The organism is Cupriavidus sp. GA3-3 (assembly GCF_000389805.1).
Classification (GTDB): Bacteria; Pseudomonadota; Gammaproteobacteria; order Burkholderiales; family Burkholderiaceae; genus Cupriavidus; species Cupriavidus necator_D.
The window spans coordinates 78,562-100,732 of sequence record NZ_KB944490.1 but is presented as its reverse complement, the minus strand read 5'-3'; the positions used below and the strand labels follow the sequence as shown (position 1 = coordinate 100,732).

The following is a 22,171-nucleotide window of genomic DNA, read 5'->3' as shown; positions in this document are numbered from 1 at the left end:
TCAGCCGGGCGTGGTGCCGACGCCTTCGCGCTGCAGCAAGGCGCGCTTGCGCTCGATGCCGCCGGCGTAGCCGGTCAGCGCGCCGGCGCTGCCCAGCACGCGATGGCAGGGCACGATCACCGACAGCGGGTTGCGTCCCACCGCGCCGCCGACTGCGCGCGCATGCGTGGGCGGCAGGCCCAGGGTGCGGGCCAGTTCGCCGTACGACGCGGTCTCGCCGCAGGGGATGGCCAGCAGCGCCTCCCACACGCGCTGCTGGAACGGGCTGCCGGCAAAGCGCACCGGCACGGTGAAGGTATCGCGGCGGCCGGCGAAATATTCGGCCAGTTCCGACGCGGCGCGGTCGAGCACCGCGGCATCGGCCGGCGGCACATCGCGGCTGTCGGCAATGCCCGCGGGATGGTATTTCTGCCCGGCGAAGAAGAGGCCGGTCAGGTGTGCGCCTTGCACGCGCAGCAGGATGGTGCCGAGCGGGCTGTCGATATGGCGATAGCTGGTCATGTGATCGTCTCCGGTTCGGCCGCGGCGCTGGCCGCGTCCTTCATCGCCTCGTAGCGATGCCACAGGTGGATGGCGGCGTAGGCACGCCACGGTGCCCATTGCGCGGTGCGCTCGTGCATCGCGCGCACGGTACTGACGCCCAGCACCTTGCGCAGCGCATAGTCGGTGCCGGGGAACGCATCGGGCCAGCCCAGCGCGCGCATGGCGACATACTGCGCGGTCCAGTCGCCGATGCCGTCGACCTCGCGCAGCGCCGCCACGGTCAGTTCCGGCTGCGCGTGCGCATCGAGGGCCAGCGTGCCGTTGGCCACGCGCTGCGCCAGCGCCAGCAGCGTGCGCGCCTTGCCCGCCGACACCCCGGCATCGCGCAAGCCTTGCTCTGGCAGTGTGGCAATGGCGGCGGCACTCGGGAACGTGTAGCGCAGGCCGTCCGGGGGCGTGCCGTCCAGCGCCTGTCCCGCGTGCCGCGCCAGCGCGCCCAGGATGCGCCGCGCCTGCACCACCGAGATCACCTGCCCCACCACCGCGCGCACCGCGATCTCGAAGCCATCGACGCTGCCCGGCAGGCGCACGCCCGGCATAGCCTCGGCAAGCTCGCCCAGGTGCCGGTCCACCACGTCCGGGCGGCAGCCCAGGTCGCACAGGCGGCGCACCTTGCCCAGCGCCTGCGGAATGACGCGCGCCAGCGAGGCCGACAACGTCACGCGCAGCACCAGCCGGCGCGGCACGTGTTCGATCCGTACCCAGCCGGTGTGCGTGCTGCCGCCGGCATCCACCAGCAGCGTGCGCATATAGGTGCCGTCCCGGATCGCCTCGATGCCATCCACCGCGCGGGTAGCCAGGAAACGCAGCCATGCCTCCCAGGCAAACGGCGGGCGGTAGCCCAGGTCGAACACCAGCCGGTCGGCCACGCCGTCGGCGGCGCGGCGGCGCAGCGCCAGCGGCGTCAGGCCGTAGCGGGTCTTCAGCACATCGTTGAAGCGGCGCACGCTGCCGAAACCCGCCGCCAGCGCCACTTCGGTCACCGGCAGCGCGGTGTCGGCCAGCAAGCGCTTGGCCAGCAGCAGCCGCTGCGTCTGCGCGTACTCAAGCACCGACACGCCGAACTGCGCATCGAACAGGCGCCGCAGGTGCCGCTCGGTCACGCCGATGCGCGCCGCCAGCGTGGCCACGCTGCCTTCGGCCATGAAGCCCTCGTCGATCAGCGTGGCCGCTGCCTGCGCCAGCCGGCCTGAAATATCGGCCAGCCCATGCCCGGGCGCGAGCTCCGGACGGCAGCGCAGGCAGGGGCGGAAGCCATGCTTCTCCGCCGCCGCGGCGCTCTCGTAGAAGGTGCAGTTTTCGCGCTTGGGCGTGCGTACTGCGCACACGGGCCGGCAGTACACGCCGGTCGACGACACGCCCACGAAGAAGCGTCCGTCGAAGCGGCGGTCGTGCGAGGCCACGGCCTTGTAGCAGGTGTCGGGATCGAGGTGCATGACGGCATGCTACCGCTACCGGCAACCGCTTACCCGCTGGATTCGGACATTTCCCTCTGGCGCGCGGGCGTGGGCTGCGGCACAGTTCCTGGCAGGGGCGGCGGCTAGAATGCGCTTCGTGCCTCACCCGCCAACCCACTGCCACCGCCCGCCCGGAGATGCCATGCGCCGCACTGCCCTGCACCTGTCCTTGCTTGCTTCGCTTGCCTGCGCGCCGGCGTTGGCACAGCCGGTGCAGACCGCCCCCATGACGACGCCTGCCATGGCCACGCAGGTGGCATCGGTCGAAGGCATCACCGAATACCGCCTGCCCAACGGCCTGCGCATCGTACTGGCACCGGACGCGGCCAAGGCCACCACCACCGTCAACATCACCTACCTGGTCGGCAGCCGCCATGAGAACTACGGTGAGACCGGCATGGCCCACCTGCTCGAGCACCTGCTGTTCAAGGGCACGCCATCGCTGCCCGGCAAGACCATCCCGACCGAGTTCGCCCGGCGCGGCATGAGCGTGAACGGCACCACCGCGCAGGACCGTACCAACTACTTCGGCACCTTCAGCGCCAACGATGAAAACCTCGACTGGGCGCTGCGCATGGAAGCCGACCGCATGGTCAACAGCGTGATCTCGCGTGCCGACCTGGACAGCGAGATGACGGTGGTGCGCAACGAGATGGAAATGGGCGAGAACAGCCCCGGGCGCATGCTGATGCAGCAGACCATGGCCGCCGCCTACCGCTGGCACAACTACGGCAAGGCCCCGATCGGCGCGCGCAGCGATGTCGAGCACGTCAGCATCGACGGCCTGCGCGCCTTCTATCGCCGCTACTACCAGCCCGACAACGCGGTGCTGGTGGTGGCCGGCAAGTTCGATCCCGCCGCCACGCTGGCACGCATCGAGCGCTACTTCAGGCCAATCCCGCGCCCGACGCGCGTGCTGCCGCCCGAGCATACCGTCGAGCCCGCACAGGAAGGCGCGCGCGAACTGGTAGTGATGCGCCCCGGCGACAACAGCCTGGTCGCCGCGCAATACCACGTCAGCCCGGGTGCGCATCCGGACAGCACGGCACTCTCGCTGCTGACCCTCATCCTCGGCGATACGCCGGGCGGGCGGCTGTACAAGGCGCTGGTCGAGCGTGGCCAGGCCGTGTCGGTCGGCACCGCGCTCTATGCGATGAAGGACCCGGGCGCGCTGCTGCTCATGGTCGAGACGTCCAAAGACCAGCCGCTCGCGGCTGCGCGCGCCGGGCTGATCACGCAGGTCGAGGGCTTTGCCGAGGCGCCCGTGACCGAGGCCGAGCTGGAACGTGCGCGCGTGCGCATGCGCAACGCGTACGAGCACTACATGAACGATCCCGGCGCGCTCGGCGTGGCGCTGTCCGAGGCCATCGCCAAGGGCGACTGGCGCCTGTTCTTCCTGGCGCGCGACCGCATCGAGACCACCACGCTGGCAGACGTGCAGCGCGTGGCGCTGAACTACCTGCAGGCCTCGAACCGCACCGTGGGCGTGTTCCTTCCCGCCGAGCAGCCGTCGCGCGCGCAGGTGCCGCCGGCGCCCGATGTCACGGCCATGGTCAGCGGCTACCAGGGCAGGCAGGCGATGGCCGCGGTGGCGGCATTCGATCCCAGCCCCGCCAATATCGAGGCCCACACCACGCGCCAGACGCTGGCCAACGGCATGCAGCTGGCGTTGCTGCCCAAGCCTGCGCGCGGTGAAGTGGTGCACGGCGCGCTGGTGCTGCGCATCGGCGACACGCAGAGCCTGCAGGGGCTGACCACGGTGGGCGCGCTGACCGCCTCCATGCTCCGACGCGGCGCGGCTGGCATGGACCGCCAGCAGATCGCCGACCGCATCGAGGCGCTGCGCGCGCGCGTCGGCATCTCTGGCGGCTCTGAGCGCGTGACCGTCAGCTTCGAGACGCGCCGCGCGCACCTGCCGGAACTGCTGGCCCTGCTGCGCGACCTGCTGCGCGCACCGACCTTCCCCGAGGCGGAGTTTGAGACGCTGCGCAAGACCAGCATCGCGGAGATCGAGAGCATCCGGCGCGAGCCGGGTGTGATGGCGTCTAACGCGCTGGGCCGCCATGGCGACCCCTACCCCGCTGGCGACCCGCGCCATGCGCGCACCTTTGCCGAGAACATCGCCGACCTGCAGGCCGCCACCCTGGCGCAGGTGCGCGACTTCCACGCACGCTTCTATGGCGCGGGCCATGCGCAACTGAGCCTGGTGGGCGACTTCGATGCCGCGGCCGCGGCCGCGCAGGCAGCGCAGCTGTTCGGCGACTGGAGCGCGCAACAGCCCTACGCGCGCGTCGAGCGCCCCTTTGTGCCGATCCCGCCGGCGGAGTTCACGCTGCCCGCGCCGGGCAAGGCCAATGCCATCTACCTGGCCTCCACGCCGATCGACCTGACCAACGACGCGCCGGACTATGCGCTGATGATGATTGCCAACCGCGTGCTCGGCGGCGCCAGCCTGCGCGGCCGCCTGGCTGACCGGCTGCGGCAGCGGGAAGGCCTGAGCTATGGCGCGAGCAGCTGGGTGCAGGTGGGCGCGCTCGACCGCGCGGGACGCTTCGGCCTGCAGGCGCAATACGCACCGCAGAACCTGCCGCGCTTGCAACGCGCCGTGACCGAGGAGCTGGAGCGCTTCGTGCGCGACGGCATCACCGCGCAGGAACTGGCCGAGGCCGTCAGCGGCCTGCTGCAGCAGGGCATGGTCAGCCGCAGCAACGACGCCGCGCTGGCCGGCGCGCTGGCCAACCAGCTCTACCTGGGCCGCACCATGGCCTTCACCGCCGAACTCGAAGAGCGCCTGCGCAACGCCACGCCGGACGCCGTCAACGCGGCCATTCGGCGTTACATGCAGCCAGGCACGCTGTCGCGCGTCTATGCTGGCGACTTCAGCGGCGCACCGGCGCAGGCGGGCGCAACCGGCAGCGGAAGTGGCTCCGGCGCGGCCGGCAGCACAGGCAACGAAGCGGCCGGCGCGGCACCGCAGGCGCAGCCCTGACATACGCGGGAAACAATATTCGGCTGCACTGGCGAAAGGCCGCAGGCGCGGCCAGCGCAACATCGCAGCGGCAAGGCAGGGAGCGCTCGGCAGGCGTCCGGTGCAAGCCCCTTGCCGCGACCCCGGGTTGACTGTATATTCGTACAGTATAAGTCGATATAAGAGGTGTGGATGTCAATCGTGCGAGCTGGCAGCAAGGCAGAAGCGCTCAGGCTTCTGGCCTCGGAAGGCGTGCTGGCGCTTGAGCTGGACTACGAGACAGGATGGCAGGATGCCGTCGAACTCGGCAGGCTCGGAGAAAAGCGCGGTATCAAGGTGCAGTATCGCGGACAAGAAAGCATCGCCGTCCGTTCCCGCGAAGCCCTGATCGAAGGGCTGGCCAAACCCAAGGCCACGTTCCGTCAACGCAATCTCTATTGCCAGTTCGATCTCGGCACGCTGGCGGACCATGAACTGCTCGACCTCGAGGCCAAGGCCACGCGGCTCGGGGACTATATCCTCGCCGGCCACCTGCTGCGCGATGTCGATGGCGTGTGGCCGCAATAAGCGGCTTGCGCGCACGCCGGGCCACTAGAAGAGAAAAAGCCGCCATGCAGGCGGCTTCCGTCATATTGCGCTGAGCACGTTCTTCGTGCCCGGTGCCCCGGTCAATGCCACACCCGCGTGGCGTTGGCCCAACGCGCCGCGCACGACGACTGCGCTACGGCCGCGTCGATCGTTTCGTTGGCGGCCTCCGCCGCCGGCACCGTCGCGGCAACATCCAGCGCGGCGCGCCACAGCACCGCCGACACCAGCGTCTTGCATTGCCGCCGTTCGCCATGCGCAAGCGCAAGCAGCCGCTCATAGCCGTCCAGCACGATCAGCCGGTCACCACGGCGCGGATGCAGCGACAGCGTGTAGAGGTGGTCAGACTCGCATTGCAGGCTGCCGCCGCTGACCGCGACCACGATTGCACCCGGCAACGCAATGCCGCTGGCCTGGACCTCGCCACGCAAGCGCGCCAGGTGCGCGTGCGCGCGTGGATCGCAGGTGCCGCCCACACCGCCCGCCATCTCTGCCGGCAGCGCGCAGAGCGCCATCAGCTCGGCCGGCGAAACCGCCAGCGTATAGGCCTGCAGCGTGGGACGATAGGTTGCCACCACGGCGCGCAGCCGGTGCGGCGCATCGCCATCATGCCCTGCCTGCAGCGGGCTGTCCGGCCCGCGTAACTGCATCGTGTTCATGTCGACTCCTGCCGCGCGGGGCGTTTACCTGGTCAGTCGCGCAGCAGTTGCTTGGCGATGATCAGCTGCTGGATCTGCGTGGTGCCTTCATACAGGCGCAGCAGGCGCACGTCGCGGTAGAAGCGCTCGGCCTTGTACTCGGCGATATAGCCGGCGCCGCCATGGATCTGCACCGCGCGGTCGGCCACGCGGCCCACCATCTCGGTACAGAACATCTTGGTGCACGAGGCCAGCATGCTGACCTCCGGATCGCTCTTGCCGGCGGGCTTGGCGTCGTAGCGCTGGGCGCAGTCGCGCACCATCGACAGGCCGGCGTAGAGCTCGGCCTGGCTGTCGGCCAGCATCGCCTGGATCAGCTGGAAGTCGCCGATGGGCTTGCCGAACTGCTTGCGCTCCCTGGCATAGGCCACAGCGTCGGTGATCAGGCGATGCGCCATGCCGCAGGCCAGCGCCGAGATATGCAGGCGGCCGCGGTCGAGCACCTTCATCGCGGTCTTGAAGCCCACGCCCGGCACGCCGCCGATGATATTGGCGGCCGGCACGCGCACGTTCTCAAGCACCACGTCGCAGGTCTTGGTGCCGCGCTGGCCCATCTTCTTGTCCGGCTTGCCCAGCGAGATGCCCGGGGTGTCGGCCGGCACGATGAAGGACGAGATGCCCGAAGCGCCCGCGCCGCCGGTGCGCGCCATCAGCGTGAAGGCGCCGGCGCGCGGTGCGTTGGTGATGAAGCGCTTGGTGCCGTTGATGACATAGTGGTCGCCATCCAGCTCCGCCTTGGTCTGCAGCGAGGCCGCGTCGGAACCCGCATTGGGCTCGGTCAGCGCGAACGAGATGATCAACTCGCCGCTGGCGATGCGCGGCAGGTACTGCTGCTTCTGTTCCTCGGTGCCATCCATCAGGATGCCTTGCGAGCCGATGCCGACGTTGGTGCCGAACACCGAGCGGAAGGCAAAGGCGGTATGGCCCAGGTCGTAGACCACATCGCATTCCTGCGACATCGACAGGCCGATGCCGCCGTAGTTCTCGGGGATGGAGATGCCGAACAGGCCCATCTCCTTCATGTCCGCGACGATCTCGGCGGGCACGTCGTCGGTTTCCTCCAGCGTGTCTTCGGCGGGCTTCAGGCGTTCGTCGATGAAGCGCTGCACCGAGGCGCGCAGCAGGGCAAAGGATTCTTGGTCAAGGGCCATGATGATTCTCCGGGTCAAGCCAGTGCGTCAGTCTGGCCGCCTATGGTACGCTGGTCGCGGGATTTGACAATCCACTGAAACTTGGACAGAAGCGTTAGTATAATTTGACAATCGCGGCCGGCCTCAACCCAATGTGGCGGATAACAGGCCCGCCACGCCGATGGCCAGCGCCGCCAGCGCATCGCCCGCGATCAGGCCGCCACCGACCAGCGATGCCGTGCTCATATCCTGCGGCAAACCCCGGGCCGGCCTTGCGGGCCTGGCCACGGCGGCGGCCACGCTCGCCACCACGCCGCCGGCCGCCATCCACCCGGCCGCCGCCAGGTTGACGAAGCCACCGAAAGATGACGCATAGGGCGAAGGCAGGATCACCGCATCGAGCAGGAAATCCGCCACCCGCCCGCGCCGGCTGGCTTGCGCGAAGCGCTGCCACGCCTGCCGGCCGAGGATGGCCTTGCGCAATACCGCGGTAGCCAGGCCGAGCGCGAGGCCCGTTGCCACTGCCACATGCTGGCCGGCACGGCTTTGCGCCAGCCCGTGCAGCACGCCCACGATCTTGTATGTCATGGCCGAGGTCCAGCGCGCCGGCTGCTGGTCTGCCGGCAGGCTGGTCTGGTCCAGCGCCAGCACCGGGTAGGCATGCATGAACAGCCGTGCCATCGCCACCGCAACCAGCGCACCCACGACGATGCCCGCCACCTGGTAGCCGAACTGCACCATGCGGTCGCTGCCCAGGCGCCAGCCGGTGGAGCGGTCCTGCTGCATGTCGCTCGCCTCGGCCGTGGCCACCAGCAAGACCGTGGCGGCGATCAGCCCGACATGGGGCGCGCGCAGCCCGGCGGCGGCCATCAGGATCACGGACAGCACGAAGGCCGACGAGATCGGGTTCTGGTCGACCATGCCGACCGAGATGCCGTTGACCAGCGCAAACACCAGCACCAGCAGCACGGCCATCAACTGGAAACCCAACGGCTGGCCGAACCATGCCACGCCCGCCGCCACCGTGGCCGCGCCCCACAGCAGCGCCCAGGCCGCCACCCAGCCCATGCCCGGCCCGCGCTGCGGCGCAGGGTGGCGGCGCGCGCGCCACTGGCGGCACGCCTGCGCCAGCAGCAAGGCCACATCGACCGCAGCCGCCCCCATGATCATGCCCAGGGCCACCAGGAAGGTGGCCTTGCGATAGGGCTCGCCAGGCGCCATCCAGCCCGCGGCAACAAACCACGGGGTCATGGCCCAGCCGGCCAGCCCGCCCACCAGCGCGGCAATGCCCACGCGCGCGCCGACGATCATCCCGGCGCCGAAGGTCGCGGCCGACAGGTCCAGCGCCGCCAGCCACGGCATGCGCGCGGCGCCCAGGCCGCAGCCCAGGCCCAGTGCCATGCCGCCCCCGAGCCGCGCCACCGAACGCCGCAGCAGCGCCGGATCGGTCAGCGCGCGCAGGATATTGGCCACGGCCAGCCCCGACGGAAAGGTCAGCTGCATCCGGTCCACCAGCAATGGCGTGTACAGCATGCCCACACCCACCCCGAACATGCCGATGCACAGCATGTACAGCACCAGCTGCCACAGCGGCGGCTGCGCCATGCCCAGCCACGCCATCGCCTGCAGCACGACGGCCATGCCGCCCATGCCCGCCACCGACGCCGCCGCGGTCTGGATGTAGTTGGCGCCGTGGCGCCCGGGCGCGCCATAGCCCGCCGTCACCACCGAGCCGAGGATGCCCGCCAGCACCTGCCCGCCGACGAAGAAGCCCAGCGAGAAATTCATATACGCGGCAGCGATGCCGCCCAGCGGGCCCAGCACCAGCATGCCTGCCGCGCCCAGCAGCACGTGGTACTGCCAGCTGCCCGGCGAAGGCAGCCTGGTGGCGCGGGGTGCGGCATCGGTCGGGAGCGTGGGCATGGCGCAGCGGGCGGGCTGAAGTAGTGTGCCTCTTGCGAAGCATAGGCCAAGGCCGGTCTGCGGCGATGTGCGACTTGTTCCCGACTTTCGCCGGATGGCCGTTTCCCGGCCGGGTTAACACTAGTTTCGTGCGCAACCATCTGGTCGATATAGTTGCGTACACAACTACATCGCAGAGACACTACGACCCCACCATGCCAGACTCCACCGCACCCCACGCCGCAGTGCCGCCGGCACCGCCGCCCTCGTCATCGCGCCCATGGCCGCAGCGCGTGCCGGTACTGATTGCCGGCGGCGGCCCGGTCGGCCTGACGCTGGCCGCGCTGCTGGCGCGCCAGGGCATAGCCGCGCTGGTGGTGGAAGCCGACGACGGCTACTGCGCCGGCAGCCGGGCCATCTGCATGGCGCGGCGTTCGCTGGAGATCCTCGGCTGGGTGGGCGCAGACCGCGCCACCGTCGAAACCGGCCTGCCGTGGGTGGGCGGGCGCAGCTACTACCGCGATGCCGAGGTGCTGCATTTCCGCATGCCCAGCGAGGCCGGCGAGCGCTTCGCCCCGATGGTCAATATCCAGCAGTACTACCTGGAAGCCTTCGCCCACGACGCCGCGCTGCGCGGCGCTGCGCCAGCGGATGTGCGCTTCGGCGCGAGCGTGCAGGCGGTGCGCCAGCACGGCAGCGGCGTCGTGGCCGAGATCCAGACAGGCGCAGGCGTGGTGCAGGTCGGCGCGCAATGGCTGGTGGCCTGCGACGGCGGGCGCAGCACCGTGCGCGAGCAACTGGGGCTGCGCATGAAGGGCACCCAGTACGAAGGCCGCTACGTGATCGTCGATATCGTGCAGAAGACGCGGCGCGAGGTGGAGCGGCTGGCCTGGTTCGACCCGCCTTCCAACCCCGGATCGACCATCCTGATGCACCGCCAGCCTGACGACGTCTGGCGCATCGACTACCAGATCCGCGACGACGAAGACCCTGACGAAGCCGTCAAGCCGGAGAACGTGCTGCCGCGCGTGCAGAGCCACCTCGACATGATCGGCGAGACCGAGCCGTGGCGGCCGTTGTGGATCTCCATCTACAACGCCAAGTGCCTGACCTTGCAGGACTACCGCCACGGCCGCGTGCTGTTTGCCGGCGACGCCGCGCACCTGGTGCCGATCTTTGGCGTGCGCGGGCTCAACTCCGGGCTGGACGATGCCGGCAACCTGGCCTGGAAGCTGGCGTGGGTGCTGCGCGGCCAGGCGCCCGAAAGCCTGCTCGATTCCTATTCGACCGAACGCGTGCATGCCACGCGGCAGAACATCGCTTACGGCGCCAAGAGCACCGAGTTCATGGCACCGCCCGACTTTGCCTTCCGGCTGATGCGCGAGGCCACGCTGCGTCTGGCGCAGCATGAGCCCGCGGTGCGGTCACTGATCAATCCGCGGCAGTCGGCACCGATTGCCTATACGGATTCGGCGCTGAACGGTCCCAGCGACTTTGGCGACGACTGTCCTGGCGCCGCGCCCGGCCTGCCCGCGCCGGAAATGCGCGTGGCAGGCCCCGACGAGGTCGTGCACCTCACGCAATGCTTCGGGCAACGGTTCACGTTGCTGTACTTCAGCGATGCGCCCACGCTGCCCGAGCCACTGGCCGCGTTCGCGAATGCGCATCCAGACGCCGTGCAGACACACGTGGTGGTCACCGGCGGCAACGTGGCCGGCGCCACGGCGCTGGCCGACGTCGCCGGCCAGGCCCACGCCCGCTACGGCGCACGACCCGGCACGCTCTACCTCATCCGCCCCGACGGCTATGTCCTGGCACGCTGGCGCGAACCGTCATGGGACGCCGTGCGCGCCACCCTCGCCCCCCTGATGCAAACCGGAGCCCGCCATGCAAGCTGAAGACCTCGACCTCGCCTACACCCGCCTGTGCGAGGCCATGGGCCGTGCCGGCGAAGCACGCTCCCCGCTACTATTGGCAATGGTGTGCCTGGGCCTGATGAGCCGGCAGGAAGCGCTGGCGCCGGTGCTGGCGTTGATCGACGAAGCCGAGGCTCGCAGCCAGCAATAGGGAGTACAGGACGCTAGAATGCCGACGCCTGACAAGGACACGCCATGAAGCCACTGCCACGCCTCGACCAGTTCCTGACCTACCGCCTGCACCAGGTCAACAAGCTCAGCGACAAGGACAGCGCCGCCGCCTACCTGGAGCAATGCGGCCTGCCGCTCGGCGAGGGCCGCTGCCTGGCCGCGATCGGCGCCTTTGCGCCGCTGTCGGTCAACGAGCTGGCGCACCGCGCCAACCTGACCAAGGGCCAGGCCAGCCGCTCGGCGCAGGCGCTGGTGGCGCGCGGGCTGGTCAGCAAGGAGGCCAGCGAGGCCGACGGGCGCGGCGTGGTGCTGTCACTGACAGCACAGGGCAAGCCGCTGTACCGGCAGGCGATCACGATGATCGCCAGGCGCAATGCAGAGATCTTCGGCTGCCTGAGCGACGCCGAACGGGCGCTGCTGGGCAGCCTGCTCGACCGGCTGGTCGCGCACGCCGGCCAGCAGGACGAAGAAGGCGCCGAAGACGCCGGCGCCTGATCCTTCAGCGGCGCAGGTTGTCCACCTGCACGCGCGCGCCATCGCGGCGCGCTGCGTCGGCCACCTCATTGGTGACCACGGTCTGGCCGATCGGCGCCAGCGCAATGCCGGCCAGCTTCAGGTGCTGGATCGCAAACGGGATGCCGATGATGGTTACGAAGTTGGCGACCGCCGCCATCACGTGGCCGATGGCCAGCCACACGCCGGCAAAGACAAACCACAGCACATTGCCGACCAGCCCCAGCGCGCCGGTGCCGACATCGTCGCGTCCGCTCAGCTCGCGCCGGCTGATGGCCTGCTTGCCGAACGGGAAAAAGGTGAAAGTGCCGATCACGAAGCAGGCCTTGCCCCAGGGGATCCCGATGATCGAGATAAAGGCCAGCAGCCCAACCAGCCACCAGGCCAGGCCCATGACCACGCCGCCAAGGATGAACCAGAGGAAGTTGCCGATTGCGCGCATGTCATTCTTTCGCGAGTGAGGAAGAGAACACGCATGATACGCAACGGTGTGGTGCGGGCATGGCGCCGAGCGGGTCGTGGCAGCAAAGCGTACCCGTTTCTGCGTGCCTCGCCGAAACCGGCGGAACGGCATCGCCGGCCCTTCGGGAAACGCGTTCGACCCTTGTTTATAGGCATATTCCATTCTGCAAGACCGATCGCAAACCCCGCTGCCGCGGGCAAAGCGTACCCGTTTCTGCGTGCCTCCGCGCGTGCTGTCGCCTTCGGCAAGCCCGGCGCCGCAGCGCTAGAATGTGACGTCTGCCCGCTATCCGCGTGACGGACTCCGGGTGCATCCCACCCGCTGTCACCCTTCTCCGACTCCATCGCCTGCTCCGCTGTCCCCCATGAAGCCCACGCTGCTGATCCTGACCCAAGTCGCCACCCACCACCGCGACGCCATTGCCGAACGATTCGAGATCCTCTACGCGCCAGACGCCGAAGGCCGCGCCGCGCAGATCGCCACGCAGGGCGAACGCATCCGCGCGGTACTGACCATCGGCTCCACCGGCCTGACCGCGGCGGAGATCGACGCGATGCCGGCACTGGAACTGGTGTGCGCGCTGGGCGCGGGCTTCGAGAACATCGCCGTGGCCCACGCCCGCGCGCGCGGCATCGCCGTGGCCAACGGCGCCGGCACCAACGACAGCTGCGTGGCCGACCATGCCTTTGCGCTGCTGCTGGCGACCGTGCGCGCCGTGCCGCAACTGGACGCGGTCACGCGCGCCGGCACTTGGCGCACCGCGCTGCCGCTGCGGCCCAATGTCTCGGGCAAGCGGCTGGGGATCGTCGGGCTGGGCACCATCGGCCGGCGTATTGCCCGGCGCGGCGAAGGCTTCGACCTCGAGATCGGCTATCACAACCGCAAGCCGCGCGAGGACGCGGGGTACCGGTACTTCGACAGCATCGGTGCGCTGGCCGCGTGGGCGGACTACCTGGTGATCGCCACGCCGGGCGGGGCGGGTACGCGGCACCTTGTCGATGCAAGCGTGCTGACGGCGCTGGGGCCGGCCGGGTTCCTCGTCAATATCGCGCGCGGCAGCGTGGTGGATACCGAGGCGCTGGCGTCAGCGCTGCGCGCCGGCAAGCTAGGGGGTGCGGGGCTGGATGTCTATGAGAGCGAGCCGGCGCCGCCGGTGGTGTTGTTCGACTGTCCTAACGTCGTGCTGACGCCGCATGTGGCCGGCTGGTCGCCGGAGGCCATCACGGCGTCCGTGACGCAGTTCCTGGAGAATGTGCGGCGGCATTTTGCGGGGGAGGGGTTGTTGACGCCGGTGGGGTGAGGAGGAAGGTTTTGCATTGGTCAATGGTACGCCGACAACAGCCCAACCAGCAGCTAAGACCTAGCCGGCCCCAAACACCACCCTAACCCGCAACCCCGGCCCCGCATCCTCCAGCACCACCCGCGCCCCATGCGACTGGGCGATCTCCGCCACGATGGCCAGCCCCAACCCGCTCCCGCCGGTCGGCGCGTCCGCCACCCGATAGAAGCGATCAAACACGCGCGCCCGCTCTTCAGCAGGGATTCCCGGCCCGTTGTCGCTGACAACCAGCTCAACCGCGCGTCCTTCGGCGCTGCGACCCACCAGCACATCGATACGGCTTCCGGCAGGGATATAAGCCAGCGCGTTATCCAGCAGGTTGGTCAGCAGGATGCGCAACGCATCCACATCCCCACGCACCACCGCCGGCGATGTGTCCTTGCTGCCGTCCAGCCCAAGGTCGATATTGCGATCCAGCGCTGCCTGCGCCATGTCCGCGACCACGCTTGCGGCCAGTTGGTGCAGCTCCACCGGTTCGTGCCGGGGCATGGCTGCGCCCGGCTCCTGCCGTGCCAGCGTCAACAGCTGGGTGACCAGGTGGGTCAGCCGCTCCAGCCCCTGGCGCAGCTTGCCGATGGCTTCGTCACGCGCTGCGCCGTTGTCGGCGCGCTCCACCAGCTGTGCCTGCAGCTGCAGCGCTGCCAGCGGCGTGCGCAGGGCGTGCGCGGCGTCGGCGACGAAGGCGCGCTGGGTGTCGATGGCGTGCGAGAGCCGCGCCAGCAGCTGGTTCAGCGCCGCGCTCAGCGGCGCGATCTCGTCCGGCATCTGGCGCACGGCCAGCGGCGCCAGCGTGTTGGCGTCGCGCGCGCGCACCTCGGTGGCGATTTCGCGCAGCGGGCGCAGGCCGCGCCCCACTGCCATCCACACCAGCCAGCCCAGCAACGGCAGCAGCAACAGCAGCGGCGCCACGGTGCGCAGCGCCATGCGCGCGGCCAGCGTGCGCCGAGCGCTCATCGGCTGCGCGATCTGCACCACGGTTGGCCCAAGCTGCATGCTGTACAGGCGCCATTCGCCCTGCTGCGTGGTCACGTTGGAAAAGCCCAGCTCCGCACGCGCGGGCAGCGCCGGGTGCGAATGCGACAGGTACAGGCTGCGGCCGGAGCCGTCCCAGATGTGGATGACCACATCCTCGTCGGCGTGCGTCAGGTCGCCGGGCGCGCCCAGAAAAGGCGGCGCCACCGGGTTGGCGAACTGGCTGGGCAATGCCGCGGCCATCTGCTTCATCTGGTAGTCGAACAGCGCATTGGCTTCCTGCCGCGCCTGCCCGTAGATCAGCGCCGTGGCGATGGCGATGCCGGCAAGCAGGCCCGCGGCCAGCCACCACAGCAGGGTTCGCTGGATGGAGCGCATCAGGGAGTGTCTCCTTCGCCCGCGGATGCTGCATCCCCATCGAGGCGCGGCACCACATAGCCCACGCCGCGGATATTGCGGATCAGCGCCGCGCCGAACTTCTTGCGCAGCGCGTGGATATAAACCTCGACGGTATTGCTGCCGACTTCGTCGTCCCAGCCGTACAGCCGTTCCTGCAGCTGCGGCACCGACCAGACCTTGCCGGGCCGCGCCATCAACGCGGACAGCAGCGCGAACTCGCGCGCCGACAGCCGCACCGGCTCGCCGCGGTGGGTAGCCTCGCGGGTAGTGGGGTTGAGCACGATGTCACCGTAGCTGACCAGCGGCTCTGCGCGGCCGGCGGCACGGCGCGCCAGCGCGTGCATGCGCGCCGCCAGTTCCTGCAGGTCGAAGGGCTTGACCAGGTAATCATCGGCGCCGGCATTGAGCCCCGCGACACGGTCCGCGACGGCATCGCGCGCGGTCAGGATCAGCACCGGCGTCGGCACGCCGCGCGCGCGCAAGGTGCGCAGCACGTCGAGGCCCGGGCGCCGCGGCAGGCCGAGGTCGAGCAGGATCAGGTCATAGCACGCCTGGCCGTGCTGCGCGGTGCTGGCCGCGGCCAGGCCCGCGTCGCCGTCGCGCACCCAGTCGACGGTAAAGCCTTCCTGGCGCAGCGCCAGCTTGACGCTGTCGCCGATCATGGCGTCGTCTTCCACCAGCAGCACGCGCATGGCTATGCGTTCCGGCCGCGGCCGTCGAGCTGCTCGGCCAGTGCGCGCGCCAGTCCCGGCAGCGCGGGGTGGCTGGCGGTGATGACGTGGACCGGCACGGCTTCCAGCCAGCCGCGCATGCGGCCCTTGGCGACAAAGCGCTCGGCGAAGGCCGAGGCCTGCAGCGCCGGCACGAAGCGTGGCAGGATGCCGCCGCCCAGGTAGACCCCGCCACGTGCGCCCAGCACCAGGGCGATGTCGGCCGCAACCGAGCCGAGCAGGCCGAAGAACACCGCCATGGCGCGCTGGCACAGCGGGTCGTGGCGCTCGAAGGCGCCGGTGGTGACCTGCTCCGGCAACAGCGGCGCGAGCAAAAGCGTACCCGTTTCTGCGGCCAGCGCGGCATGGATATGCGACAGGCCGCTGCCGCACAGGAGCCTCTCCGCCGACACCCGGCCAACGTTGCGATGGGCGGCGCGCCAGGCGATCCATTCGTCGTCAGTGTCGGGCATCAGCTCGATATGGCCGCCTTCGCCGGCCAGCGCCACGGCTGCTCCGCCCGGCGCCGGCACCAGGCCGGAAACGCCCAGCCCGGTGCCCGGCCCGACCAGCGCGAGCGGCGCGGTGCGCACCGGGGTGCCGGCACGCACGGGCACCAGCCCGTCGGCAGGCAGGTACGGCAGGGCCAGCGCCAGCGCGGTGAAGTCGTTGATGGCCACCAGCGTCTGCAGCCCGAGCGCGCGCCGCATGCCGTCGATCGAGAACGACCAGTTGTGGTTGGTGAGCCGGACCTGGTCGCCGGTCACCGGGTTGGCCAGGCCGATCGCCGCGTGGCGCGGCACCGGCTTGCCCGACGCGGCAAGTCCGTCGAGGTATTGGCGCAGGGCTGCTTCGAGCGACGGGAAATCGGCCACCTTCAGCGCGGTCACCGGGCCGATCCGCATTGGTGCGGTTTCCAGTGCAAAGCGCACGTTGGTGCCGCCCACATCGCCGAGCAGGCGGGGGAAGTCAGCGCAGGAGGATGCAGTGGTGGCCATGGTGTCGGGTAGCGCTCCGCTTGGGAATCAGTCTGTCAGGTCTTGAACACGTCAAGCCCGTGCCGGTGCCGTGACAGCACCAGGCTGACCGGCAACGACGGCACAGGGCCCTGCAGCGCGCGTTCGAGCACCTCGGCCTTGGCCGCGCCCGACACTGACAGGAACACGCGCTCGGTGGCCAGCAGCGCCGCCAGGTTGAGCGTGATGCGGGCATGCGGCGCGGCTGACGGGCGCGTGATCACGTAGCCGGGCTGCGGCTCGCTCAGCGCGCCCTGCAGTTCGGGCGCATCCGGGAACAGCGAGGCGGTATGGCCGTCCTCGCCCATGCCCAGCACCACCACGTCTGGCTGGCGGAATGCGCTGTTGGCGCGCGCCACCGCCTGTGCCGGCGCGGCAGCGTCCTGCGCATCGGCAATCAGCGGCACGAAAGCGGCACTGGCAGCGGCCTCGCGCAGCAGGTGCGCGCACACCAGGGCGGCGTTGCTGTCCGCGTGCTCGGGCGGCACCACGCGCTCATCGACCAGCGTGATGGTCACCGCTTCCCAGCGCACGTGCCGGTGGCGCAGCCGCTCGAACAGCGCCACCGGCGAGCGTCCGCCCGAGACCGCCAGCACCGCCCAGCCCTTGACGCGGATGGCCAGCTCCAGCGCATTGCCGATGGAGATGGCCAGCGCCTCCGCCTGGTCCATCGGGGTGGGATGTTCAAACACACGCATGATGGTTTCCTTTGCGATTCTGCGCGCGCATGGCTCAGGCTTCCTCGTGCCACAGCCCGCCGTCGCGCGACATCAGCGCCGACGACGCGGCCGGTCCCCAGGTGCCGGCGGTATAGGGCTTGGGCGGCACGGTGCTGGCCTCCCAGGTGTCGATGATGGGTTCGACCCAGCGCCAGGCCTGCACTTGTTCATCACGGCGCACGAACAGGCCCAGCCGGCCGCGGATCACGTCGAGCAGCAGCCGTTCGTAGGCGCCGGCGCGGCGCACCTTGAACGAGTTGGCAAAGTCCAGGTCGAGCGAGGTCGGCGTCAGCTCCAGCGTGTCGCCAGGCTGCTTGACCAGGCAGTACAGGCGGATGCTCTCTTCCGGTTGCAGCTGGATCACCAGCCGGTTCTGCGGCGACAGCGTCAGCGGCCGCGGGAAGATCGCGTGCGGCACGTCGCGGAAATGGATCACGATCTCGGCCACGCGGGACTGCATGCGCTTGCCGGTGCGCAGGTAGAACGGCACGCCTTCCCAGCGCCAGTTGGCGATCTCGGCCTTGATCGCGACAAAGGTCTCGGTGTGGCTGTCGGGCGCGATGCCCGCTTCTTCAAGGTAGCCCGGCACCGGCTTGCCGCCGATGGCACCGGAGCGGTACTGGCCGCGCACGGTCTTCTCGGCCACGTCCTGCGGCGTGATCGGCTTGAGCGCCTTCAGGATCTTGATCTTCTCGTCGCGGATGGCATCTTCGCTGAGGCTGGCCGGCGGCTCCATTGCCACCATGCACAAGAGCTGCAGCAAGTGGTTCTGCACCATGTCGCGCAGCGCGCCGGTGCGGTCGTAGAAGTCGCCGCGCGTTTCCACGCCGAGTTCTTCGGCGATGGTGATCTGCACGTCCTGCACCCACTCGCGCCGCCACAGCGGCTCGAACAGCGCGTTGCCGAAGCGGATCGCCATCAGGTTCTGCACCGACTCCTTGCCGAGGTAATGATCGATGCGGTAGATCTGCTCTTCGGCGAAGAACTTCGCCACTGCCGAGTTGATTGCCTCGTTGGATTCGAGGTCATGCCCCAGCGGTTTTTCCAGCACGATGCGCACATTGGGCGCCTGGCGCGTGTTCAGGCCGGTGCGTGCCAGCTGCTCGCAGATCGACACGAACAGGTGCGGCGCGGTGGCGAGATAGCACACCACCACTTCAGGCTTGCGTGCCAGCACCTGCTCCGCGAGCGCATCGAAATGCGCGGGCACGCGTGCATCGGCCTGCACGTAGACAATGCGCGCGCAGAACTTGTCCCATGACTCGGGCGGCGCATGGGCTAGCCCGGGGCGCACGGTCTGCTCCAGCGAGGCGAGGTAGTCCGCGGTCGAGAGCGGCTGGCTGCCGGTGGCGAGGATGCGTGCGGCCGGATGCAGCAGGCCGGCGTGGTGGGCATCGAACAGGGACGGCAGCAGCTTGCGCCGCGCCAGGTCGCCGGTGCCGCCGAACAGCACCATGTCGAAATCAGGCATGCTCACCCTGGACTCCTTTAGCGATTTGAGGACCCGCCATGGAAGGCGCGCGTTGTGGCCAGTTTACGTGACTCGCCAGCGCTTGGCGAGGCGCAGGCCGCGGCACTTGCTTGGCAAATGCATGACCGGAGCGCGAAGCGTACCCGTTTCTGCGTGTGCTGCGCAGTGGATCGTGCGGTACGCGGCAAAGTGCGCTAGGCTGAAAGCTCCCCCGCAGGAGAACCCCATGCCACGTCATCCAGTGCTCGAGCGGGTCACCGCCCGCATCGTCTCCCGCAGCGCCGCCTCGCGCCAGGCGTACCTTGACCGCACCCACGCCATGGCCGGGCAGAAGGTCGAACGCGCGCAGCTTTCCTGTACCAACCTGGCCCATGCGGTGGCTGCCATGCCGGACGCCGCGAAGATCCGGCTGAAGGCCGACGAGCGGCCCAACCTGGCGATCGTCTCGGCCTACAACGACATGCTGTCGGCGCACCAGCCGCTGGCGGCTTTCCCTCAGTGGCTCAAGGAAGCGGCGCTCGAGGCCGGCGGCACCGCGCAGTTTGCCGGCGGCACGCCCGCGATGTGCGACGGCGTCACGCAGGGCCAGGACGGCATGGACCTGTCGCTGTTCTCGCGCGATGTGATTGCGCTGGCCACGGCGGTGGCGCTGTCGCATCAGATGTTCGATGCCGCGCTGTACCTGGGCGTGTGCGACAAGATCGTGCCCGGGCTGGTGATGGGCGCGCTGTCGTTCGGCCACCTGCCGGCCGTGTTCGTGCCGGGAGGGCCGATGACCACCGGCATCAGCAACGACGAAAAGGCGCACACCCGCCAGCTCTACGCCGAAGGCAAGATCGGCCGCAAGGAACTGCTCGAGGCCGAGACCCGCTCCTACCACGGCCCCGGCACCTGCACCTTCTACGGCACCGCCAATTCCAACCAGATGCTGATGGAGATGATGGGCCTGCACCTGCCGGGCACGGCCTTCGTCAACCCCAACACACCGCTGCGCGAGGCGCTCACGCGCGAGGCCGCGCGCCAGGCGCTGAAGCTGGTGCACGGCGGCGAGCGCTATACGCCGGTGGCCGAGGTGCTGGACGAGCGCGCCTTCGTCAACGGCATCGTCGGGCTGCTGGCCACCGGCGGCTCCACCAACCACACGCTGCACCTGATCGCGATGGCGCGCGTGGCCGGCATCGTGCTGGGCTGGGACGACTTTGACGAGCTCTCGGCCGTGGTGCCGCTGCTGGCGCGCGTGTACCCGAACGGCAAGGCCGACGTGAACCAGTTCCAGGCCGCAGGCGGGCTGCCCGTGGTGATCCGCGGGCTGCTGTCGCTGGGCCTGGTGCATGACGACGTGACCACCATCGTCGGCCGCGGGCTGCAGGACTACACGCGCGAACCCGTGCTGCGCGACGGCAAGCTGACCTGGATCGACGGCCCGGCCGCGCCGCTCGACGACAGCATCGTGCGCGCCGCCGACGCGCCCTTTGCGCCGGACGGCGGCATCAAGGTGCTGGACGGCAGGCTGGGCCGCGCGGTGATCAAGACCTCTGCGGTCAAGGCCGAGCACCAGGTGGTGGAGGCACCGGCGATCGTGTTCGAGCATCAGGACGATGTGCTGCACGCATTCAAGCGCGGCGAGCTGGAGCGAGACTTCGTTGCGGTGCTACCGTGGCAGGGCCCGGCCTCGTGCGGCATGCCCGAGCTGCACAAGCTCACGCCCACGCTGACGGTGCTGCAGGACCGCGGCTTCCATGTGGCGCTGGTGACCGACGGGCGCATGTCGGGCGCGTCGGGCAAGGTGCCGGCGGCTATTCACGTCTGCCCCGAGGCGCTGCGCGGGGGCGCGATCGGGCGCGTGCGCAGCGGCGACATGATGCGCGTGGATGCGCCCGCGGGCGCGCTCGAGGTGCTGGTGCCGGATGACGAATGGCAGGCGCGCGCGCCTGCCCGTCCGGACCTCAGCGCCAATCGCCACGGCGTGGGCCGCGACCTGTTCGCCACCTTCCGCCGCCATGTCAGCACCGCGGAAAGCGGCGCCTGCACGCTGTTTTCGGACGAGGACGACGACAACAACAACGCACCCGTGCTCGGCTAGCCCAGGTGCTGCACCGGGTGGCGCGGCGCCGCGCCGGCCGGGTGCGGCGCGCTCGCCGATGGCGCGCTGTCGGCCACCTTCACCGCACCCGGCACCGAGGCGGCGCCCGGCACGTGCAATTCCTGGATCGGCACCGCCAGCTTGCTGCCGGCTTGTTCCAGCACATGCTTGATGCGCTCGTAGAACGCGAAACGCACGTTCCAGTAGTCGTCATTCGAGGTCCAGTAGCGCACGTTCAGCGTGATGCCCTGCTGCGTGTAGTTGACCACCATGGTCTCGGGCCTGGGTTCGGCCAGCAGGCGCGGCTCGCGCGCGAGCATCGCGCGCAGCGCTTCCAGGCTGCGCTGCACATCGCTGTCGAAGGTCACCGTGGCCTCGATGTCTGCGCGCCGCGTGGCGTTCTCGCTGTAGTTGGTGATGGCGCTTCCCCACAGCTTGCCGTTTGGCACGCGCAGGCAGACGCCATCGAAGGTGGTCAGCTCGGTCATGAATAGGCCGGTCTCGCGCACGGTGCCGGCCACCCCCTGCGCATCGATGTACTGGCCGACGCGGAACGGCCGCAGCAGCACCAGCATGATGCCGGCGGCAATGTTCTGCAGCGTGCCCTGCAGTGCCAGCCCGATGGCCAGGCCCGCGGCGCCCAGCATGGCGATGATGCTGGCGGTCTGCACCCCGAACTGCGACAGCACCAGCACGATGGTCAGCACGCGCACCATCCATTGCAGCGCGTTGGCCAGCAGCGGGCGCATGGTCTCGTCCACGTGCGTGCCGCTGAGCGCGCGCCGGGCGCCCCGGGCCACGCGGGCCGACAGCCACCAGCCGGCCATCAGGATCAGGATGGCTGCCAGGCAGTTCATTCCCTGGTTGATGGCGAACTGGACCAGGTAGGTCCAGCCCGCCTCCAGCTTGTTCGCATCGATGAAGTTCAGGTCCATGGGAGCGGCTCCGTTTGCGGTTGTTATGGAGGAGACAGGCGGTGCTGCGTACCCGTTTCTGCGTGCGGCAGCGGGCTGCCAGATCGCCCCCAGGCTCCTGGCGGGGAATTTCCCGCTTGACAACTTGCCGCACGTTGCCGGCGCGATGTCGGACGATCACCGACAATGCCGGCACGGCAAT

Annotated in this window: 19 protein-coding genes; 7 read left to right on the top strand and 12 right to left on the bottom strand. The window is 69.5% G+C overall.

The window, feature by feature from the left end; all coding sequences use genetic code 11:
- The gene (locus C265_RS21840) at window positions 1-501 is read right to left on the bottom strand and encodes a methylated-DNA--[protein]-cysteine S-methyltransferase (RefSeq protein ID WP_010811177.1); all 501 of its coding nucleotides are present in this window, start codon (window positions 499-501) and stop codon (window positions 1-3) included.
- Window positions 498-1,979, bottom strand: a complete 1,482-nt coding sequence (locus C265_RS21835; protein WP_010811176.1) for an AlkA N-terminal domain-containing protein — start codon at window positions 1,977-1,979, stop codon at window positions 498-500. Before C265_RS21835 ends, C265_RS21840 begins: the two co-directional genes overlap by 4 nt.
- 163 nt (window positions 1,980-2,142) lie before the next feature.
- On the opposite strand from C265_RS21835, the gene C265_RS21830 reads away from it, so the two are divergent.
- A complete protein-coding gene (locus C265_RS21830; protein WP_010811175.1) occupies window positions 2,143-4,989 on the top strand; it encodes a pitrilysin family protein in 2,847 nt (948 codons plus the stop codon).
- Between the two features lie 171 nt (window positions 4,990-5,160).
- Window positions 5,161-5,535 carry a hypothetical protein gene (locus C265_RS21825; protein ID WP_010811174.1) on the top strand — a complete coding sequence of 125 codons (375 nt, stop codon included), beginning with the start codon at window positions 5,161-5,163 and terminating at the stop codon, window positions 5,533-5,535.
- A 101-nt stretch (window positions 5,536-5,636) separates the two neighbouring features.
- Here the strand turns inward: C265_RS21825 and C265_RS21820 are convergent, their stop codons facing one another.
- The 3 genes from C265_RS21820 to C265_RS21810 form a co-directional block, all read right to left on the bottom strand.
- Window positions 5,637-6,212: a hypothetical protein gene (locus C265_RS21820; protein ID WP_010811173.1), complete on the bottom strand. Its 576-nt coding sequence runs from the start codon at window positions 6,210-6,212 to the stop codon at window positions 5,637-5,639.
- Window positions 6,213-6,244: 32 nt separating this feature from the next.
- Window positions 6,245-7,402 carry an acyl-CoA dehydrogenase family protein gene (locus tag C265_RS21815; protein WP_010811172.1) on the bottom strand — a complete coding sequence of 386 codons (1,158 nt, stop codon included), beginning with the start codon at window positions 7,400-7,402 and terminating at the stop codon, window positions 6,245-6,247.
- Window positions 7,403-7,525: 123 nt separating this feature from the next.
- A complete protein-coding gene (locus tag C265_RS21810) occupies window positions 7,526-9,304 on the bottom strand; it encodes an OPT/YSL family transporter (RefSeq protein ID WP_010811171.1) in 1,779 nt (592 codons plus the stop codon).
- A gap of 194 nt (window positions 9,305-9,498) precedes the next feature.
- On the opposite strand from C265_RS21810, the gene C265_RS21805 reads away from it, so the two are divergent.
- From C265_RS21805 to C265_RS21795, 3 genes are read left to right on the top strand one after another with little or no spacing between them, the layout of a single operon-like run.
- Window positions 9,499-11,181, top strand: coding sequence for an FAD-dependent oxidoreductase (locus C265_RS21805; RefSeq protein ID WP_010811170.1), 1,683 nt, complete (start codon window positions 9,499-9,501; stop codon window positions 11,179-11,181).
- Complete coding sequence (locus tag C265_RS21800; protein ID WP_010811169.1) at window positions 11,171-11,350, top strand: hypothetical protein; 180 nt, start codon at window positions 11,171-11,173, stop codon at window positions 11,348-11,350. Before C265_RS21805 ends, C265_RS21800 begins: the two co-directional genes overlap by 11 nt.
- Window positions 11,351-11,394: 44 nt before the next feature.
- Window positions 11,395-11,865 (top strand): MarR family winged helix-turn-helix transcriptional regulator, encoded by a 471-nt coding sequence (locus tag C265_RS21795; RefSeq protein ID WP_010811168.1) that lies wholly within the window; start codon window positions 11,395-11,397, stop codon window positions 11,863-11,865.
- A 4-nt stretch (window positions 11,866-11,869) separates the two neighbouring features.
- Here C265_RS21795 and C265_RS21790 read toward each other — a convergent pair whose 3' ends face one another.
- Window positions 11,870-12,325, bottom strand: coding sequence for a YccF domain-containing protein (locus C265_RS21790; protein WP_010811167.1), 456 nt, complete (start codon window positions 12,323-12,325; stop codon window positions 11,870-11,872).
- A 385-nt stretch (window positions 12,326-12,710) separates the two neighbouring features.
- Here C265_RS21790 and C265_RS21785 point away from each other — a divergent pair, with 385 nt between their 5' ends.
- Window positions 12,711-13,646: a 2-hydroxyacid dehydrogenase gene (locus tag C265_RS21785; protein ID WP_010811166.1), complete on the top strand. Its 936-nt coding sequence runs from the start codon at window positions 12,711-12,713 to the stop codon at window positions 13,644-13,646.
- Window positions 13,647-13,706: 60 nt separating this feature from the next.
- Here the strand turns inward: C265_RS21785 and C265_RS21780 are convergent, their stop codons facing one another.
- The 5 genes from C265_RS21780 to zwf are packed head-to-tail and all read right to left on the bottom strand — an operon-like array spanning window position 13,707 to window position 18,972.
- The gene (locus tag C265_RS21780; protein WP_010811165.1) at window positions 13,707-15,035 is read right to left on the bottom strand and encodes a HAMP domain-containing sensor histidine kinase; all 1,329 of its coding nucleotides are present in this window, start codon (window positions 15,033-15,035) and stop codon (window positions 13,707-13,709) included.
- Window positions 15,035-15,748: a response regulator transcription factor gene (locus C265_RS21775; RefSeq protein ID WP_010811164.1), complete on the bottom strand. Its 714-nt coding sequence runs from the start codon at window positions 15,746-15,748 to the stop codon at window positions 15,035-15,037. Before C265_RS21775 ends, C265_RS21780 begins: the two co-directional genes overlap by 1 nt.
- 2 nt (window positions 15,749-15,750) lie before the next feature.
- Complete coding sequence (gene glk / locus C265_RS21770; protein ID WP_010811163.1) at window positions 15,751-16,764, bottom strand: glucokinase; 1,014 nt, start codon at window positions 16,762-16,764, stop codon at window positions 15,751-15,753.
- A gap of 35 nt (window positions 16,765-16,799) precedes the next feature.
- Entirely contained in the window at window positions 16,800-17,480 is a 681-nt protein-coding gene (pgl, locus tag C265_RS21765; protein ID WP_010811162.1) for a 6-phosphogluconolactonase, read from the bottom strand.
- Between the two features lie 34 nt (window positions 17,481-17,514).
- Complete coding sequence (zwf, locus tag C265_RS21760) at window positions 17,515-18,972, bottom strand: glucose-6-phosphate dehydrogenase (RefSeq protein ID WP_037025017.1); 1,458 nt, start codon at window positions 18,970-18,972, stop codon at window positions 17,515-17,517.
- Window positions 18,973-19,198: 226 nt separating this feature from the next.
- Between zwf and edd the strand changes: the two genes are divergently transcribed.
- Window positions 19,199-21,055 (top strand): phosphogluconate dehydratase, encoded by a 1,857-nt coding sequence (gene edd / locus C265_RS21755; protein ID WP_037025015.1) that lies wholly within the window; start codon window positions 19,199-19,201, stop codon window positions 21,053-21,055.
- Here edd and C265_RS21750 read toward each other — a convergent pair.
- Window positions 21,052-21,990 carry a mechanosensitive ion channel family protein gene (locus C265_RS21750; RefSeq protein ID WP_010811159.1) on the bottom strand — a complete coding sequence of 313 codons (939 nt, stop codon included), beginning with the start codon at window positions 21,988-21,990 and terminating at the stop codon, window positions 21,052-21,054. The two genes, edd and C265_RS21750, sit on opposite strands and share 4 nt — an antisense overlap.
- Window positions 21,991-22,171: the final 181 nt, after the last annotated feature.